Here is a 14,788-nt window from a genome sequence, read left to right on the forward strand (position 1 = left end):
CATGACCGTGTTCTGGTCCGTCGCGTCCAGTCGGACGAAAAGACCAAGGGCGGGCTGATCATCCCCGACAGCGCCAAGGAGAAACCGGCCGAGGGCGAAATCATCGCCGTTGGCGAAGGCGCGCGCAAGGATTCTGGCGAACTGATCGCGCCCGCGGTCAAGGCCGGCGACCGGGTGCTCTTCGGCAAATGGTCGGGCACCGAGGTCACGGTCGACGGCGAAGAGCTGCTGATCATGAAGGAAAGCGACATCCTGGGCATCATCGCCTGATCGTCCCCTTCCGATAACCCATTCTAGGAGCGATTTCGAAATGGCTGCGAAAGAAGTTAAGTTCAACAGCGACGCGCGTGACCGGATGCTGAAGGGCGTGAACATCCTGGCCGATGCGGTCAAGGTGACGCTTGGCCCGAAGGGGCGCAACGTGGTGATCGACAAGTCCTTCGGGGCGCCGCGGATCACCAAGGACGGCGTCTCGGTCGCCAAGGAGATCGAGCTTTCCGACAAGTTCGAGAACATGGGCGCGCAGATGGTGCGCGAAGTCGCGTCGCGCACCAATGACGAGGCCGGCGACGGCACCACCACCGCCACCGTTCTGGCCCAGGCCATCGTGCGCGAGGGCCTGAAGGCGGTTGCCGCCGGCATGAACCCGATGGACCTCAAGCGCGGCATCGACGTGGCGACCGCCAAGGTGGTCGAGGCGATCAAATCCGCCGCCCGCCCGGTGAACGACAGCTCGGAAGTGGCGCAGGTCGGCACCATCTCGGCCAACGGCGAGAGCTTCATCGGCCAGCAGATCGCCGAGGCGATGCAGCGCGTCGGCAACGAGGGCGTGATCACCGTCGAGGAAAACAAGGGCATGGAGACCGAGGTCGAGGTCGTCGAAGGCATGCAGTTCGACCGCGGCTACCTCTCGCCCTATTTCGTGACCAATGCCGACAAGATGATCGCCGAGCTGGAGGATGCCTACATCCTGCTGCACGAGAAGAAGCTCAGCTCGCTGCAGCCGATGGTGCCGCTGCTGGAATCGGTGATCCAGTCGCAGAAGCCGCTGCTGATCGTGGCCGAGGACGTCGAGGGCGAGGCGCTGGCGACGCTGGTCGTGAACAAGCTGCGCGGCGGGCTGAAGATCGCCGCCGTCAAGGCTCCGGGCTTCGGCGACCGCCGCAAGGCCATGCTGCAGGACATCGCCATCCTGACCGGCGGCCAGGTGATCTCGGAAGACCTGGGCATGAAGCTTGAGAACGTCACCATCGACATGCTGGGCCGGGCCAAGAAGGTCTCGATCAACAAGGACAACACCACCATCGTCGACGGCGCCGGCGAGAAGGCCGAGATCGAGGCGCGGGTGTCGCAGATCCGCCAGCAGATCGAGGAGACCACCTCGGACTACGACCGCGAGAAGCTGCAGGAGCGCGTGGCCAAGCTGGCCGGCGGCGTCGCCGTCATCCGCGTCGGCGGCATGACCGAGATCGAGGTCAAGGAGCGCAAGGACCGCGTCGACGACGCGCTGAACGCGACCCGGGCGGCGGTGCAGGAAGGCATCGTGGTCGGCGGCGGCGTGGCGCTGGTGCAGGGTGCCAAGGTGCTCGAGGGCCTGAGCGGCGCGAACTCGGACCAGGATGCCGGCATCGCCATCATCCGCCGCGCGCTGGAGGCGCCGATGCGCCAGATCGCCGAGAATGCCGGCGTCGACGGCGCCGTGGTGGCCGGCAAGGTGCGCGAGTCCTCGGACAAGGCCTTCGGCTTCAACGCCCAGACCGAGGAATATGGCGACATGTTCAAGTTCGGCGTCATCGACCCGGCCAAGGTGGTGCGCACCGCGCTGGAGGACGCCGCGTCCGTGGCCGGCCTGCTGATCACCACCGAGGCGATGATCGCCGAAAAGCCCGAGCCCAAGGCCCCCGCAGGCGGCATGCCCGACATGGGCGGCATGGGCGGCATGATGTAAACAAGCCCACAACCGGGTGAAAAAAGCAGGCCGCCCCAAATGGGGCGGCCTTTGCAAATGCCGCAGGTCGGCGGAGTTCATCGCAGCCTTGCCCAAGTCGGCATGGATAGCAGCCCAGGCCACCAGCGATATTTGCGGTTGGTCGAAGCGTGCTGCATGATGCAACGCGTTATTTCTCTTGTGAAAGCCCTGTTTTCCGGGCTGGCAATCTTCGTATTCGCCCTCGGCGGCAGGACATGGGAGCAGCGACCAAAGGCAGCTTGCCGACAGTCTGGATGCGGGCGGCACATACCACCGCCCCGCACCCAGACTGTCGGCGCGTTCAGGTCAGCCGGACCGAAATGCCGCCATCGGCGATCAGCGGGCTGCCGGTCACGAAGCTTGAGCGGTCCGACAGCAGGAACAGCGCGGCCTGCGCGATCTCGGCCGGCCTTGCCATCCGCTTCACCGGATGCAGGCCGGCGATGAAATCCAGCACATCCGGGTTTCCCTCGCCGCCGCTCGGCGTGATCGTGCCGCCCGGCAACAGCGCGTTGACGCGGATGCCCTCGGCGGCATGGTCCGCTGCCAGCGACCGCACCAGGCCGATCATCCCCGCCTTCGATGCTGCATAGGCGCCCATGCCCGGCATGCCGCCATTGCTGAAGCCGACGAAGGACGAGGTGAAGACGATAGAGCCGCCGCCGCCCTTTCGCATCGCCGGGATCTGCGCCTTTGCCGCCAGAAAGGCCGCCGTCAGGTTGACTGCGATGACATCCTGCCAGTTTCCGGGCTCCATCTCTGGAACCGGCCCCATCCGGCCCACGATGCCGGCATTGTTGAAGGCGCCATCCAATGCGCCGAATTCCCGCAGCGCGAGATCGGCCAGAGCATCGGCATGGCCCTCGTCCCTGACATCGCCCGCCAGGACGACGGCCCGGCCACCGTCCCGGTCGATCGAGGCCGCAAGGGCATCAAGTTCGTGCCGCCGGCGCGCCGTCAGCACCAGATTGGCGCCCTCGGCGGCGAACAGCGTGGCGGCAGATGCGCCGATCCCGCTGCTGGCACCTGTGACGATGATCGTCTTGCCTTTCAGTTCCATGATCCGTTCTCCTGAATATCGGACCATGGCTGTCTAGCCGCGAGGCCGCGAAGGCCGCTTCCCGTTCCTTGCCTTCGAAAAGAGCGGCTTCAGGCAAGGCCCGGACAGTCGCGCCCCTTCGCGTCATGCCACGCCCGGTCCCACCGCCTGCCGCGAGAGAATATCGGTGGCGCGATGATCGTCTCCGACCCCGTCGATCAGGATCACATCCCCTTGGGAATTGCGGGTGCGCAGCGGCAGGATCGCCTGATAGGCAGGCGAAGCATACCAGGCTCGCGCAGCGGCACGGTCGGGAAAACCGATGACGATCAGATCACCCGACCATGCGCCTTCCAGTTGCTCCTTGTCGCCGCCATGGATCACGAACCGCCCTGCGAACGGCGCGAGCGTGGCATCGATGGCTTCGAGATAGGCAACGATATCGGGGCCTATCTCGACATGATGCAGATGGGCAACGGCATAGCTCGCCATGGGTAGATCTCCTTCTCTGTGTGATCGGTTGAGCGCCGGCCGACGGCGCTAGCACATGAACCCCGGCCCGGCGGGAAGACGCCGGTCGCCTGCGCCGCCCTCATGGGGAACGGGTGGAATGCCCGGACCCGATGCCTATTTGCCGCCGGTTTTCCCGGTCCAGGCTTTCCAGGCCGATCCGATGGCGATGCCCAGCGTCAGGCCGATGCCGACGCCCATGCCGATATTGTCCATCGCGCTGCCCACTCCGGCGCCGACAGCCAGGCCGACCGCGATTCCGATAGCGATTTTCCTATTGCGCATCACCGCTCCTTTCCGGGGACGACTGCCCCGCCTCCACCCTGGCTTTCAGCGCCGCGTTCATCCTTTCGAAATCGGCACCGAACCGCTTCGCGTCGATGAACCACAACAGCACGCCATGAAACCTCTCGCCATGGATCAGATGGGTGCCGCCCTGACGCTCGTCGAGGATGAAGTAATGTTCGCCGTCGAGGACGCGCGGCAGGAACAGGCGGCCAAGCCAGCGCAACTCCCTTGCCGGCTCGACCTTCAGCACGACCGGCTTGAAGGCGATCTCGTTGCCGGTTTCGGGCCGCAGCCTGTTGACGAGCGTTTTGCCCTCGGCCAGTTCGCCCTCCATCGACACGATGAAGGGGTTCCAGTCGCGATAGCTGCCCGGATCGCCCAGCAGCGCCCACACCTGCGCGGGCGTGGCGTCGATCCCGACCTCCGTGACCACTTCCTGCCGCGGAGCGAGCGCGAACGCCGCCGCCACCAGAATGGCGGCCACCGAAGCGGCTGCAAGCGGGATGTTCATGGCGTCTCTCCGCACTGGTCCTGTCCGTGGACAAGACATAGGCCGCACAAAGTGGAACGAAAATTGACGAATGGCGTAGGGAAGATATACAAAATCGTATGTCTGGTCGTGTGGATAGCTGGGATCATTGGCGCAGCTTTCTGGCCGTGGTCGAGGAGGGCAGCCTGTCGGGGGCGGCCAGAGCCCTGAGGCTGACCCAGCCGACGGTGGGCCGTCATGTCGACGCGCTCGAGGACGGGATCGGGGCAAGGCTCTTCACCCGTTCGCGGGGCGGCCTGGACCCGACGCCGCTGGCGCTGGCGCTGGTGTCGCAGGCAAGGGACATGGCCATGATCGCGGACGACCTGGTCCGCACGGCCTCGGGCGAGCGGGACGAGCTGCGCGGCACCGTCCGGCTGGCGGCGGTCGATATCGTCGGAACCTTCGTGCTGCCGCCGATGCTGGCCGCCTTTCACGAGCGCCACCCCGGGATCGACATCGAGCTGGCGCTGTCGACCCGCAACGAGAACCTTCTGCGCCGCGAGGCCGACATCGCGGTGCGCATGGTTCGCCCCGAACAGCAGGCCATCGTTGCGCGCCATGTGGGGTTCGTGCGGGTCGGCCTGTTCGCCCATCGCCGCTACGTCGCCGCCCACGGCTTGCCCGAGACGGTCGAGGCGCTGTTCTCCCACCCGCTGATCGGCATCGATCAGGAAGAGGGCCTTGTCGCCGGCATATCCTTCGGCGGCCACCCGCTGTCGCGCGAGAGCTTCGCCTTTCGCTGCGACAGCGCCGTGGCACAGCTGATGGCCGTGAGGGCCGGCTTCGGCATCGGCGCCTGCCACCTTGGACTTGCGGCCGATGAGCCGGAACTGGTGCGCGTGCTGCCGGATATGGTGGAGTTCGGCTACGAGATGTGGATCGCCATGCACGAAGACCTGCGCGACACGCGCCGGATGCGGTTGCTGTTCGACCATCTGGCCGAAAACCTCGCCGCATATTCGGAGCGGCGATAGCTTCGACAGGCTTGAGCCGTCGTCAGGCAGGCACCAGCGATTCTTCCCTGCTGCGGGCGGCTTGCAACGCGCGTGCCCACCATGCCAGTTGCGCCAGCATCTTGTCGGCCGAGCGTTCCAGATGATCCAGCCTGTCGATCCGGGCCTCGCCCTTCGAGATCGCCAGGTAGTCGCCGAAGGGGATATGAACCGCCGTCTGCATCGCGACCATCTCCAGCTCGGCGGCGATGGCCCGGACATGTTCGACCGCGCGCGCCCCACCGACGCCGCCATAGCCGACCAGGCCCGCGGGCTTCCTGGCCCATTCCGCATGGTCCAGCGCGTTCTTCAGCACCGCCGTCGGGGCGTGGTTGTATTCGGCGACGGTAAAGACATAGGCGTCGAAGGTGGAGACCTTGTCGGCAAAGGCTTGCGCGGCGGCCTGCTGCGCCTTGGTGGCCGCCGGATCGCCCAGGAACGGCATGGCAAAGTCGCGCAGGTCGACCTGCGCGACATCGAAACCCGCGCCCTCGGCCTTTGCCGCGATCCAGGATGCCGGCCTGTCGGCAAAGCGGCCCGCGCGGGTGCTGCCGACGATGACCCCCAGGCTCAGGGGGCGATCCGGCGCCACGGCCCCGCTATGGCGGGCGACCTGATCGACCGGGATCGATTCGACCGTTTCCAGCAAGGGGCCGATGCGGTCGAGATGCGCGGCAAAGGCGGGGTTGGCCGCCCAGCCCCGCTGCGCCCCGGCATCGGCAAAGCGCGTGACCACGATCACCCGCTTGCCATCCCGCGCACGATAGACCTCGTTGCCCAGCCATCCTTTCTGCGCCGCGCCCTCGCGCAGCGCGGCGGTTTCGCGCAGTTGCAGGTCAAGGAACCGATCCGTCTCGCCCGGCTTGGGGGTAAAGACGTTGACCAGCGTATAGGCGTCGCTCCTGATCGCATCCATGGCAACCAACCTTTCTTGATGCATTCCGATATGGGCTTATGATAAGTAAGCCGCTTACCAGTGGAAGAGCGGATATGAATCTCAGGAGCCGACATGGACGTAAGCCCCTCCTCCGACCCCGCCGATCCGATGCACAGCGACTGCCCGGGCCGGGACCTGTTCGAACTGATCACCAGCCGCTGGCCACTGCTGATCCTCTGGTCGCTGCGGGGCGGCCCGCAGCGTTTCTACGAGGTCCGCAATGCGGTCGAGGGCATCAGCGAGCGCGTGCTGTCCGAGGTGCTGAAGAAGCTGTGCCGTCACGGGCTGATCACCCGCCATGTCCAGCCGAGCGTCCCGCCGAAGGTCAGCTATGCCCTGACCGGCCTGGGCGAGGGATTGCTGGGCGTCATGGACGGGCTGACCGGCTGGATCGGGCGCGAACTGGAAAACGTCCAGGCGGCCAAGCGCCGCTATGACGCGCAGGAAGGGATGGCATGATGGCGACAAACGGAAAAAGCCGATGAGCGACGCGATAAACCTGGCGGAGAAACTGGCAAGCTTCGACCAAAAATGGTCGCCCCGGACCGTGGCTACGTTCAACGGCCATGACGTGATGGTCGTCAAGGTCGAGGGAGAGTTCAGGTGGCATTCCCATCCCGACACGGACGATTTCTTCCTTGTCCTGCAAGGCGAGATCGAGATCCGGCTGCGGGACCGGGTGGTGACGCTGAGGGCCGGCGAAATCTTCGTCGTCCCGAAGGGCGTCGAGCATTGCCCCGTCGCCCGCAAGGAGGCCCATCTGCTGCTGATCGAGCCGACCGGCACGTCCAATACCGGCGATGCCGCTACGGCTGCCGAACGCAATCCCATCTGATCGAAAGGCGGCGGGACCGTCGTCCCAGCGTTCCGCGATTACGGCGCATGGCGCTGCCCGACCGCCCCGAGCCAGCGCTCCACCATTGCGATTACCTCATCGCCGAAGCGCATCGCTCACCTGTTTTACGCGGGCGATGGCGTCGGTGCGGACGGCACGGCACGGCCCGGCTCGGTCAGCGCCGCCCGAACCCACCATCACCGACGTGCGGGCGTTGATCGACGCGCTCGCCCTTAGCGCAAGGGTCCGCAAGAGCCTGCGGGGGTCGCTTTTCCGCGTTCATCGCAGGATGATCGCGCGGGACGATCATGCGGCCTGCCAATGGCCGGTTTCCGCAGCCCGGTTGCCCACCGCCGGCCCGGAACGAGGCCGTGGGGCGGCGGCCGGGCGCGTGCCTCACGCCGTCGGCACGGTTCCCCCGTCGATCACATATTCCGTGCCGGTGATGGAGGCTGCACGATCCGAGGCAAGAAATGCGATCAGGCTGGCGATCTCGGCCGGTTTCGCGGGGCGGCCCAAGGGGATGCCACCAAGCGCCTCCATGATGATCCGCTTGCCGCCCGCGTAGTCCGTGCCCGCCTCCTGCGCCAGCCGCTCGGCGTGGCGGGCCGCGGCCTCGGTCTCGATCCAGCCGGGGGCGACGCGCAGGACGCGCACGCCTTGGGGCGACACTTCTTTCGCAAGGCTCTTGCTGTAGGTCGAGAGCGCGGCCTTGGCGGCGGCATAGCCGGTGGTGGAGCCCGGCAGCGGCATGAGGCGCTGGATCGAGGTGACATGGATGACCACCCCTGCTCCCTGCGCGACCATCCCCGGCACAAGCGCGCGATCCAGCCGGACGGCAGAAAGCAAGTTCAGGTCCAGCTCCTTCTGCCATTCCTCGTCGGTCAGCGCGGCGAAACCGCCTCCCGGCGCGCTCGATCCGCCCAGCACATGGACGATTATGTCGACGCCGCCCAGCCGGCTGTGCGCGGCCTCGGCCACGGCCCGGCAGCCCTGCGCGGTGGTCAGGTCGGCGGCGACGAAGATCTGTTCGGGCAGGTTCTCGGGGCGAGAGCGGGCCGTGGTCAGCACCTGCGCGCCAAGCTCGCGGAACAGCGCCACGGTGGCGGCGCCGGTGCCCTGGGTGCCGCCGGTGATCAGGGCGCGCTTGCCCTGCAAAGTCAGAAAGCCGGTCATCAGCGGATCTCCAGATCGGTGATGCGGTCGCCCGCCAGCCCGAAGGTGAAGGTCAGGACAGTCGGGCTGCCCGGAAAATCGCCGCTGACGCGGGCGCGGACCACGGTCTTGCCCGCCGCTTGGGTCAGGTCCAGCGGCTCGGCCTTGTGGCGATACTGCGCCTTGGCCGCCTGCCACCAGGCCAGGATTTCCTCGGCTCCGCGATGGGTCCGGTGTTCGTCATGCACGACGGCATCAGGCGCGAAGGCCGCGGCCAGAGCCTCGGCATCCTGCGGGGGTTGGGCCTGGAAATAGGTTCTGATCGGCGCGGGAAGCTGCATGTTCCGTTCCTTCTGTTGCTTGCAGGTGGAAGATGGGCCTCGACCATTATCGATATAAGCGGGATAAGGTTGCATCTGGTGATGACAGGATCGGGACAATGAAGGATGCCGGGCTGAGGGATCTGGAGGCCGTGCTGGCCATCGCGCGCCGGGGCACCTTCCGGGCGGCGGCGATCGAGCTGGGCATGTCGACGACCGCGCTGTCCCATGCCATCGCCCGGCTGGAGGCGGGCCTGGGCGTGCGGCTGTTCAACCGGACCACCCGCAGCGTGTCGCTGAGCGATGCCGGGCGGCAGTTCGTCGCAAGCGTCTCGCCCGCGCTGGCCGAGATCCGCGGGGCGATGGACAGCGTGCGCGCGCAGGGCCAGACGCCCTCGGGGATGTTGCGCATCAATGCCTCGGCGGTGGCGGGGCGAGAGATCATCTCGCCCTTGGTGCTAGACTTCCTGCGCCGCCATCCCCGGATGCAGGTCGATCTGGTGACCGAGGAGCGGCTGGTCGACATCGTGGCCGAAGGCTTCGACCTGGGCATCCGCACCGGCGACCTGGTCCCCCGCGACATGATCGCCCTGCCGCTTGGCAAGCCGCAGCGCTATGCGGTCGTCGCGACTCCGGCCTGGCTGGCGGACCGGCCCCTGCCGCTGGTGCCGGCCGATCTGCTGGCGCATGACTGCATCCGGGTGCGGCTGCCGAACCGAGAGCTTTTCCGCTGGTATTTCGAGCGGCAGGGCGAGGTGGTGCAGATCGACGTCCGCGGCCGCCTGATCCTGGACGAGGCCGCCATCGCCCGCGCCGCCGTGCTGGAGGGCGCGGGCATCGGCTTCTTCATCAAGCAGAACGTGGCCGAGGACATCGCCGCCGGCCGCCTGATCCGCCTGCTGGAGGACTGGACCCCGCCACGCCCCGGCTTCTGCCTGTATTACCCCGGCCGCAGGAACCCCTCGGCGGGGCTCACCGCATTCCTTGCGATGGCGCGAGAGATGGCGGCGCAAAGGAACTGAGGCAGCTTCACCCGCAGGCCGAAACACATGCCAGGCCGGCGCGCAGCGCAAAGCAGGCCAGCGCCGAATTCAGCAATAGCGCTCCACGAAAGCCATCTGATGATCGCCATAGCGGTCGCCATGGGCGAACCCCGCAGGCAGGATGCGCTCGATTTCCGCAATATCCGCGGCGTCAAGATCCGGGACCTGCCAGTCGCGAAGGTGATCCGCCGTCCGGGTGGCCGGGATCGGAACGATGTGATCCCCCTGCGCCAGAACCCATGCCAGCGCCGCGCCCGGGACCGTCCAGCCCCGCTGGGCGCAGAGGGCGCGGAAGGGCGCAATGGCGGCGAGGTTCGCCGAGAAGTTCGGCTCGGTGAAACGCGGGTTGGTTTCGCGAAAGTCGATGCCGGCCCGGAAATCCCGTCTCAGCGGCTCGCGCCCGAACATCCCCCGGCCCAGCGGAGAAAAGGCGACGAAGGCGACGCCAAGCTCGCGGCAGGCCTGGATCAGGCCCAGCTGGGGCAGCCGCGTCCAGAGGGAGAATTCGCTTTGAACCGCGGTCACGGGATATTCGGCATGGGCGCGGCGCAAGGTCGATGGCGCGATCTCGGACAGGCCATAGCCGCCGATCTTTCCCTCTTGCACCAGCTTCGACATCGTCCCGGCCACGTCCTCGACAGGGATGTCGGGCTGGCGGCGGTGGATGTAGTAAAGATCCACATGCTCGCGTTTCAGCCGGCGCAGCGATTCCTCAAGGCATTGGCGGATATAGGGCTCGTCATTGCGCACCGCGCGCGGCGGCCCGTTGACGATGCCGCATTTCGTGGCCAGATGCAGGTCGGGACGCCCCCAGCGGCCGATGATCTGTTCCGATACGCCCATGCCGTAGATATTGGCCGTGTCGAAATGGCCGATGCCCGCGTCCACCGCCGCATCGAGGCAGGCCAGCGAGGTCGCCTCGTCCGTTGCGCCGAACATGCCGCCAAAGCTCATCGTGCCGAAGCCGATGGCGGCGACATTGCGGTTGCCGAGCCGTCTCTGTTCCATTCCTGCCTCCTGTGCCGCGGTGCGGCAGGGAAGCGCGACCTGCCCCGCCCGTCAAGCGAAAGCGACCTTATCGTCAGCGTTCGGCATCCGGGCGCCGCACTGGTGCCCGTTGACTGACCCGGCGTCTCATGCTCGATGCGGCGATCTAAGCCCCTTTGGACGCGCTTCGCCACATGATGAACAGCCCGGACAGGACGATCATGGCCGAACCGAGAAGCATCGGGGTGGTGAGGCGCTCTCCGAACAGAAGGACGCCCAGCGCGACGCCGAAGATCAGCCGCACATACCTGAAGGGCGTGACGGCAGATACCTCGCCCGTGCGCATCGCCTTCATCAGGCAGGCATAGGCACACACGCCGCACAGCACCGCACCGCCCAGAAACAGGCCGGCCCGCGTTTCAGGAAGGACGAACGGTGCATCCGACCAGAAGGAAACCATCACGCCGGCCAGCGCCACCGCCAGAAAGCCGTAAAATCCAAGGACATTGGTCCCCAGCGTCGCGGGGGCCGCGCGGCTGGCAAGATCTCGTCCGGCAAATCCCAGCATGCCCGCGACGGCGAGGAGCGAGAGCATGGAGAAGCTGTCCGTGCCCGGCCTGATGATCACCAGCACGCCCGCCATGCCAAGCAGGATGGCGCTCCACCGGCGCCATCCGACCCGCTCGCCGAAGACAAGGGCGGCGGCGGCGACCACCACGACCGGCGTCGCCTGAAGGATGACGGTGGCCGCTGACAACGGTATCAGCGCCAGCGCGAGAACATAGAACAGCCTGCCCGCGATCTCGAACACCACCCGCAGGCGCATCGGGAACGACAGCACCTCGGGCGTGAAAAGGCTTTCGCCCGCCCATCGGGCCAGGCCGGCAAAGACCAACGCGCCGCCTGCCCCGAAAGTGACAAGGATCTGGGCGATCGGGACGGTGGAGGATGCGCCCTTGATCAGCGCATCCTCGAAGGTGAATCCTGCCATCGCCGCGACCATCCACAAGGCGCCGGCAAGGTTGGCGGCATGGCGCGTGCGCGCGGCCGGTGTTTCTTGCGGAGGGGCCAAAACGCGTTCCATGGATGGGCTCGTCCAATGAGTGGTAAGAAGACCTTTGCCCGGGTTGCTATCAGCCCGCGCCCTTGCACGCCACCCACTCCGGCCGGCCGCGGGACCGGCCCTTCGTCGGCGCCGCGGGACTTTGCGGACATTGCGCCATGGCCGCGGACCATGCATCAGTTCGCCCGGACCAGCCAACGGAACGCCATGCCCAAGTCTTTGCAGAACCCCGCCCCGCCCATCCCGCCAACGGTCTGGATGCTGGGCATCGTCAGCCTGCTGATGGACGTGTCGTCCGAGATGATCAACACCCTGCTGCCGCTCTGGCTGGCGGGCGGGCTTGGCGCGTCGGCCCTCGCCATCGGCTTCATCGAGGGGCTCTCGGTCGCCATCGCCACCGCGACCAGGTTCCTCTCGGGCGTGTTCGCCGACTGGAGCCGCAGGGCGAAACCGCTGGCGGTTCTGGGCTATGGGCTGGGTGCGCTGTCGCGGCTGATCTTTCCGCTGGCGATCAGCATCGACCAGATCGTGCTGGCCAAGGCATTGGACCGGGTCGGCAAGGGCATCCGCAGCACGCCGCGCGACGCCATCATCGCCGCCGTCGCCCCGCCGCAGATCCGTGGCGCAAGCTTCGGATTGCGCAAGTCGCTGGACACGGTGGGCGGCTTCCTGGGGCCGCTGGTGGCGGTCGGAGCGATGATCCTGCTGGCGGGCGACATCGCCGCGGTCTTCTGGATCGCGGCGATTCCCGCCGCCCTCGCCATGCTGGTGCTGGTCCTGGCCGTGCATGAGCCCGAACCAAGCCGTGTGGCAAAGCGATCAGGCTTCCGCCTTGCCGACGCATTCCGGCTGAACCGCGCCGTCTGGGCGGTGATCGGGCTGGCCGCCATCATCATGCTCGCGCGGTTCAGCGAGGCCTTCGTGCTGCTGAAGGCGCTGGAGGCCGGGTTTGCCCCGACCTGGGTTCCCCTGGCCATGGTGGTCATGCATGCGGCCTATGGGCTGACGGCATGGCCGGTCGGTCGCCTCTCGGACCGGATCGGGACGGCGGGGCTGCTGTCGTGGAGCCTGGTCTTCCTGACGATCGCGCATCTGACGCTGGCATTCGCCGGGACGGTCTGGGCCTATATCCTGGGAACCGTGTTCTGGGGCCTGCACATGGGATTTTCCCAAGGGCTTCTGGGGGCGATGATCGCCGCCGCCACGCCCGATGCGATCAGGGGCAGCGCCTTCGGCACGTTCAACCTGGTGGCCGGCGTGGTGATGCTGGTGGGCAATACTGCCGCCGGATGGTTCTGGCACAGCGCGGGATCGCAGGCGCCCTTCCTGATCGGTGCCGGCCTCTCGGGCATCGCCATGCTGTGGATCGCGCTCCGGCAGCGGCGGTTCCACCTTTGATGCCGGTGATCGGGGATGATCTCTGACATCGAGCGATGATAGCATCGTCGGGCAGGCCGCAAGAGGCGGCGATGTTCGGAGGCAATATGCGATTCTTCGTTCTGGGTGCTTCGGGTGGCGTGGGATCGTGCCTGCTGGAGCAGGCCGTCGCCCGCGGGCACCGCATCACCGCGCAGACCCGCAGCACGGCCAAGCTGACGGAAACCGAGGCCGTGGCCGTCGCGGTCGGCTCGCCCACCGACGAAGCATTCCTGCGCCGGCATATCGCCGGGCATGACGCGGTGGTCATCTGCCTGGGGATCGACAGGCAAGGCAGGACGACCCTGTTCTCCGAGACCACGAAGGCGGTGGTGGAGGCGATGCAGGCGGCTGGCGTTCGGCGCCTCGTGGCGGTGACCGGGATCGGGGCCGGCGACAGCAAGGGCCATGGCGGATGGCTCTACAACCGCATCATCTATCCGCTTTTCACCCGCAATCGCTATGCCGACAAGGATCGCCAGGAGGCAATCATCGAACAAAGCGGCCTGGACTGGACCATCGTCCGGCCGGCACCCTTTTCCGCGCGTGCGGGAAGCGGACCCTTGCAGGTCCACACCGAAATTCCCCATGGGTTGCAGCTGAGATCCATCACCCGCGCCGAGGTCGCCGGCTTCATCCTCGACAGTCTGGAGGGCGCGCGCTTCCTGCGCCGGAAACCGTTCATCGGCCATTCCTGATGTCGCCAAGGCAGGGCTGGGGCTGTATCCGTCCCTTGCGAAGCATGCGCCCTCATGGACAGGCTGGCTGCATGGAGTCGGGCAAATGCCGCACGGGAGAGTTTCGAACCCTGGAAGGAGATGCAGGTATGACGACCACGCCGCTCAGCAGGCTGACGCGGCGGTCGCTACTGGGTGCCGGGCTGGCCTGCCTTGCGCTACGTCCGGCCAGTGCGGCCCCGGAATGGCGCCATATCGATCCTGTCGCCATCACCGCCGACGACATCGCCTGGTTCCGGGCCTGCCGCGCCGTCTGGATCGACTGCGAATCCGGCGCGCCCGGCATCGTCCCCGGCGGCATGACGCTGGAGGATTACGCCGCCGAGTTCGGCACGCCCTCCTCTGCCGTCATCGCCCGGATGGAGCGGCTGGTCTGCGCCTTCTTCCTGCATGCCCGCTTCACGCCCGGCATTTACGCCTTTCGCCAGCCCGTCGAGGGTCGGACCGGCTTCACCGTGACGGCCGATCACATCCGCCTGCTGCAAACGACCAGTTGGCGGGGCAGCGTGATCGACTGCAAACGGCCCTATGGCGACTATGTGCATTTCGAGATCGACATGGCCCGCGCGCTTGGCCTGCCCGTGATGCGCAGCGCCGAGGGCCATGACGAGATCGGCCCGGAAAACGAGGCCCGGATGGGCGCGCTGCACAGCGAGATGCTGTTCGTGCTGCAAGCCTATCTGGAACATGCGGAGATGCGGCCCGGCGACTGGTTCATCCCCTATGACGGCTGGGACGGCATCGTGATGCCGCGCTGCGTGCCGGTCGGCGCGGACCAGGTGGCGCGCTACAAGGCCGCCATGGCGGCGATCACCTTCCGGGGGATGTGGGAGACGCCCTACGACCTCGTCGTGCCAAAGATCAACGCCTCGGTCGCGCTGTTTGCCGTCGCACCATAGAGCTGCCCCCGCCGCAAGAGACGACACCACGAAATCCATCCCGGGAAACCTGCATCACCCCGTCCG

18 protein-coding genes are annotated in these 14,788 nt (G+C 66.9%); 9 read left to right on the forward strand and 9 right to left on the reverse strand.

Features of this window, described 5'->3' with window-relative positions:
* Positions 1–270, forward strand: a 270-nt coding sequence (locus tag BLT64_RS21995; protein ID WP_074810630.1) for a co-chaperone GroES, incomplete at its 5' end; no start/stop codon positions are given.
* A gap of 40 nt (positions 271–310) precedes the next feature.
* Complete coding sequence (groL, locus tag BLT64_RS22000; protein ID WP_011749890.1) at positions 311–1,948, forward strand: chaperonin GroEL; 1,638 nt, start codon at positions 311–313, stop codon at positions 1,946–1,948.
* A gap of 322 nt (positions 1,949–2,270) precedes the next feature.
* On the opposite strand, the gene BLT64_RS22005 is transcribed toward groL, so the two are convergent.
* The 4 genes from BLT64_RS22005 to BLT64_RS22015 form a co-directional block, all read right to left on the reverse strand.
* Positions 2,271–3,029, reverse strand: coding sequence for an SDR family oxidoreductase (locus tag BLT64_RS22005; RefSeq protein WP_011750808.1), 759 nt, complete (start codon positions 3,027–3,029; stop codon positions 2,271–2,273).
* 123 nt (positions 3,030–3,152) lie between these two features.
* A complete protein-coding gene (locus BLT64_RS22010) occupies positions 3,153–3,500 on the reverse strand; it encodes a DUF1330 domain-containing protein (RefSeq protein ID WP_011750807.1) in 348 nt (115 codons plus the stop codon).
* A gap of 135 nt (positions 3,501–3,635) precedes the next feature.
* Positions 3,636–3,803, reverse strand: a complete 168-nt coding sequence (locus tag BLT64_RS27010; protein ID WP_157137461.1) for a glycine zipper domain-containing protein — start codon at positions 3,801–3,803, stop codon at positions 3,636–3,638.
* Positions 3,793–4,317, reverse strand: a complete 525-nt coding sequence (locus tag BLT64_RS22015) for an SRPBCC domain-containing protein (RefSeq protein WP_011750806.1) — start codon at positions 4,315–4,317, stop codon at positions 3,793–3,795. Before BLT64_RS22015 ends, BLT64_RS27010 begins: the two co-directional genes overlap by 11 nt.
* Before the next feature lie 98 nt (positions 4,318–4,415).
* Between BLT64_RS22015 and BLT64_RS22020 the strand changes: the two genes are divergently transcribed.
* Entirely contained in the window at positions 4,416–5,312 is an 897-nt protein-coding gene (locus tag BLT64_RS22020; RefSeq protein ID WP_011750805.1) for a LysR family transcriptional regulator, read from the forward strand.
* 22 nt (positions 5,313–5,334) lie between these two features.
* On the opposite strand, the gene BLT64_RS26100 is transcribed toward BLT64_RS22020, so the two are convergent.
* Complete coding sequence (locus tag BLT64_RS26100) at positions 5,335–6,246, reverse strand: NAD(P)H-dependent oxidoreductase (protein ID WP_011750804.1); 912 nt, start codon at positions 6,244–6,246, stop codon at positions 5,335–5,337.
* Between the two features lie 93 nt (positions 6,247–6,339).
* Between BLT64_RS26100 and BLT64_RS22035 the strand changes: the two genes are divergently transcribed.
* Positions 6,340–6,726: a winged helix-turn-helix transcriptional regulator gene (locus BLT64_RS22035; protein ID WP_011750803.1), complete on the forward strand. Its 387-nt coding sequence runs from the start codon at positions 6,340–6,342 to the stop codon at positions 6,724–6,726.
* Positions 6,727–6,748: 22 nt separating this feature from the next.
* Positions 6,749–7,102, forward strand: a complete 354-nt coding sequence (locus BLT64_RS22040) for a cupin domain-containing protein (RefSeq protein WP_041530700.1) — start codon at positions 6,749–6,751, stop codon at positions 7,100–7,102.
* A gap of 396 nt (positions 7,103–7,498) precedes the next feature.
* On the opposite strand, the gene BLT64_RS22045 is transcribed toward BLT64_RS22040, so the two are convergent.
* A complete protein-coding gene (locus BLT64_RS22045) occupies positions 7,499–8,278 on the reverse strand; it encodes an SDR family oxidoreductase (protein ID WP_011750801.1) in 780 nt (259 codons plus the stop codon).
* Entirely contained in the window at positions 8,278–8,598 is a 321-nt protein-coding gene (locus BLT64_RS22050) for a nuclear transport factor 2 family protein (RefSeq protein ID WP_011750800.1), read from the reverse strand. Before BLT64_RS22050 ends, BLT64_RS22045 begins: the two co-directional genes overlap by 1 nt.
* Before the next feature lie 98 nt (positions 8,599–8,696).
* On the opposite strand from BLT64_RS22050, the gene BLT64_RS22055 reads away from it, so the two are divergent.
* Positions 8,697–9,599: a LysR family transcriptional regulator gene (locus BLT64_RS22055; RefSeq protein WP_041530699.1), complete on the forward strand. Its 903-nt coding sequence runs from the start codon at positions 8,697–8,699 to the stop codon at positions 9,597–9,599.
* A gap of 69 nt (positions 9,600–9,668) precedes the next feature.
* On the opposite strand, the gene BLT64_RS22060 is transcribed toward BLT64_RS22055, so the two are convergent.
* Together BLT64_RS22060 and BLT64_RS22065 are read right to left on the reverse strand one after the other, a co-directional pair.
* Positions 9,669–10,628, reverse strand: a complete 960-nt coding sequence (locus BLT64_RS22060) for an aldo/keto reductase (RefSeq protein WP_011750798.1) — start codon at positions 10,626–10,628, stop codon at positions 9,669–9,671.
* A gap of 145 nt (positions 10,629–10,773) precedes the next feature.
* Entirely contained in the window at positions 10,774–11,691 is a 918-nt protein-coding gene (locus BLT64_RS22065; protein ID WP_011750797.1) for a DMT family transporter, read from the reverse strand.
* A 186-nt stretch (positions 11,692–11,877) separates the two neighbouring features.
* Here BLT64_RS22065 and BLT64_RS22070 point away from each other — a divergent pair, with 186 nt between their 5' ends.
* From BLT64_RS22070 to BLT64_RS22080, 3 genes are all read left to right on the forward strand, one after another.
* On the forward strand, positions 11,878–13,068 hold the full coding sequence (locus tag BLT64_RS22070; protein WP_041530763.1) for an MFS transporter: 1,191 nt from the start codon (positions 11,878–11,880) through the stop codon (positions 13,066–13,068).
* 86 nt (positions 13,069–13,154) lie between these two features.
* Positions 13,155–13,784 (forward strand): NAD(P)-dependent oxidoreductase, encoded by a 630-nt coding sequence (locus tag BLT64_RS22075; RefSeq protein WP_011750795.1) that lies wholly within the window; start codon positions 13,155–13,157, stop codon positions 13,782–13,784.
* Positions 13,785–13,912: 128 nt separating this feature from the next.
* Positions 13,913–14,722: a hypothetical protein gene (locus tag BLT64_RS22080; protein WP_011750794.1), complete on the forward strand. Its 810-nt coding sequence runs from the start codon at positions 13,913–13,915 to the stop codon at positions 14,720–14,722.
* The last annotated feature ends 66 nt before the right edge of the window (positions 14,723–14,788 follow it).

It is taken from the genome of Paracoccus denitrificans (assembly GCF_900100045.1).
Lineage (GTDB): Bacteria > Pseudomonadota > Alphaproteobacteria > Rhodobacterales > Rhodobacteraceae > Paracoccus > Paracoccus denitrificans.